3 protein-coding genes are annotated in these 2,815 nt (G+C 65.0%); 1 reads left to right on the top strand and 2 read right to left on the bottom strand.

What is annotated here, in order from left to right:
- Positions 1-524: AsmA family protein (locus VMA74_RS10515; RefSeq protein WP_325366713.1), on the bottom strand; the 524-nt coding region annotated here is incomplete at its 3' end.
- Positions 525-683: 159 nt separating this feature from the next.
- Positions 684-1,628 (bottom strand): peptidylprolyl isomerase, encoded by a 945-nt coding sequence (locus VMA74_RS10510; protein WP_325366712.1) that lies wholly within the window; start codon positions 1,626-1,628, stop codon positions 684-686.
- Positions 1,629-1,808: 180 nt separating this feature from the next.
- On the opposite strand from VMA74_RS10510, the gene VMA74_RS10505 reads away from it, so the two are divergent.
- Positions 1,809-2,815, top strand: a 1,007-nt coding sequence (locus VMA74_RS10505; protein ID WP_325366711.1) for an NAD(P)/FAD-dependent oxidoreductase, incomplete at its 3' end; no start/stop codon positions are given.

Here is a 2,815-nt window from a genome sequence, read left to right as displayed (position 1 = left end):
CGGCTCTTCGCATCGTCCAACGCGATATCGCCTTTGTCGAAGCCGATCGTGCCCAGGGTCAGCTTCCAGGACGAAGGCTGCGTGCTTTGCGGAAATTTGAACAGCCAGTTGGCATCGCCCTGGCTGTTGCGTTCCAGGTCCACATGCAGGGCGGTGAGCTGCACGTACGGAATGTAGATGTGATGCAACAGCAGCGGCAGCGGCGAAATCCGGAACTGCAGGCCGCCAAGTTCAACCAGCTGCGGTTGCTTGGTCCAGGCAGGGTTGCCGATTGTGATCGTGCGCGCGGTAAAGGTCGGCCACGGCACCAGGCCGCGCAGGCCATGCTCGCTCGGCTCGCGTTGCCACGCGGCACTCAGGTTGCCATGGATTACAAATGGACGGCCGATGGCAGCGCTGACCTTGTCGTCGATCGTCGGCTTGAGGCGGTTCCAGTCGAACAGGGCAACGAACAGGATCAGCGCGAGCACCAGTACCAGCAGCACGCCCCCGATCCAGGCCAGTAGTTTGTAAGCGAGCCTCATTACGCCTGCCTTTGCAATCGCCAGACCCGATACGTTATCGCCCCACCTAACTACGAGCGAGGCGAAGACAGCGTGTAATCGGCGTGCAAGCTTAGGGGCGGATTCATCTGCTCCCCCCCGGGCGGGCGCCTCACCTGCCGGCAAGAGGCATGCAAGCGCTCAATGCTTGTCGCTTGCCGTAGCCTCCACGCGCACCGGCACATCGATGTTGCACAGGTCGATCTTGCCGGCAGGCAATGTGTAGAACGCATCGCGACGATTGCGCTTGGCGTCGATGATGGCGGCGAAGGTGGCGCTGTCGGTGCGCAGCACCTGCAGTTTTTCGCGCTGCGCAGGCGGCAGGTCGGACGCCAGCTTTACCGACAGGATCGGCACGCGCTGTCCGGCCTGCGTATAAAAGCCAAGCGCACCGGTGCCGCGCGGCAGGCCAGACAGATGGGCCATGCCTTCGAGCACGCGACCGGCCACGGCCAGATTGCGGTCGATCTGGCGCGGCGCCTGACCGATCGCCACATAGAGGGAGCTGCCGTTGCCGCTGTCCGGCGCGACGTCGCGCGCTACGCCGACCATGCCATAGCAGTGCACCAGCCATTCGCGTCCGCTGGCCGGGTCGCGTGCCACCGGAAAGCCTTCGCTGAAACCCACTTGCGGCGCGTACACGTCGCCGTCGGGCAGCGCGGTCCACGGCAACGTGGCGTCGATCGCGCGCGTGTACTCCGGCGCCAGTGTGCGCTTGGCGCTGCCTAGCGGTTTGATCTTGCTCTTGTCGCCATTGTCATCGTCATTTGGGTCGCCCCATTGGGTGACGAAGTTGTCCTGCACGCGGATGATCGCCAGCCCGTCGAAATAATGCTCGCGCACCAGTGTGCGGATATTGGCAGCGTGCAGCGGCGTGAAGTCGGGCGCCAGTTCGATTACCACGCGGCCCTGTGGCAGCTGCATGTACAGCAGGTTCTGCGGATCGGGCGTGCGCCATTCCGAAGGCTTGGACTTGGCCAGCAATTCCTTCGCCGTGGGCGTGGCCTTGGATGTATCGGCCGCGGCCGGCAGTGCCAGCAAGCCGATCGCGGCCATCAGCGCGGCGGAAAGACGGTACAGGCGCATGGGGTCCCCTTGATGCGATGGATAAAGGCCGACGGTAGCAGAGGCGCTTGGCGCGGCGTAGTGGCACGCGCGGCGCGGGGGCAGGCCGCCGGCGCTGTCATTGCTCGTGGCCACACATCGGCTTGCCGAGGCGAAGCGCGATAATGCATCGGCGAGACACGCGTTTTTGAGGAGACGCCCTTGAAAGACACCGTCCATCGGCATCGGGTCGTGATCGTCGGCGCAGGCTTCGGTGGGCTTGCAGCTGCCAGGCAGCTGGGCGCGCAGAACGTCGAGGTCACGCTAGTCGATCGCAGCAATCATCACCTGTTCCAGCCGTTGCTGTACCAGGTGGCGGGCGCGGCGTTGGATATCTCGCAGATCGCGTGGCCGATCCGGCATGTGCTGCGCCGCTTTAAGAACATCACGACGCTGATGGCCGAGGTGGAAGGTGTGGATACCGCGAGCCGCACGGTATCGCTGACCGACGGCAAGCGTCTTCCCTACGACAGCTTGGTGCTTGCCACCGGAGCCAAGCATGCCTACTTCGGCCATGACGAATGGGCGCAGCATGCGCCGGGATTGAAAACGCTGGGCGATGCCTTGTCGATCCGGCAACACTTGTTGACCGTGTTCGAACAGGCGGAGCGCGAAATCGGTCCCGATCGGCGGCAATTGCTGCAGACCATCGTGGTGGTCGGTGCGGGCGCCACCGGAGTGGAACTGGCGTGCACGATCGCCGAGCTGGCGCACGAGGACATGCCGGGCGATTTCCGCTGCGTCGACACGCGCAAGGCGCGCGTCCTCCTGATCGAAGCCGGCGCGAGGGTGCTGGCCGGTTTTCCCGAGCCGCTCGCCACCTATGCGCAGCAGACGATGGAACACTTGGGCGTCACGGTACTGTTGAACCATCCCGTCACCGATTGCCGCGCCGAGGGCGTCGTCAGCCACGACACGCTCATCGCCGCCGGCGCTGTTTTCTGGGCCGCGGGCGTGCGTGCCTCGCCGGTCGCGCAATGGTTGAACGCACCGGCGGACAAGGCCGGGCGCATCCGGGTGGAACGCGATCTCAGTGTTGCCGCGCATCCGGAGATTTTCGTCATTGGGGACGCGGCCTTGCTCGAGCAGCACAACGGCCAACCGGTACCCGGCCTGGCGCCCGCGGCCAAACAGGAGGGGCGCTATGTCGCCCAGGTCATCCGGGGCCG

The sequence above is a fragment of the Dyella sp. genome (genome assembly GCF_035508675.1).
Classification (GTDB): domain Bacteria; phylum Pseudomonadota; class Gammaproteobacteria; order Xanthomonadales; family Rhodanobacteraceae; genus Dyella_B.
Note: the sequence above shows the minus strand (reverse complement) of the source record. Positions and strands in the feature narration are given on the sequence as shown.

Excerpts from the sequence above, each read along its gene's own strand:
- VMA74_RS10510 (WP_325366712.1), bottom strand. The coding sequence starts at position 1,628 with ATGCGCCTGTACCGTCTTTCCGCCGCGCTGATGGCCGCGATCGGCTTG.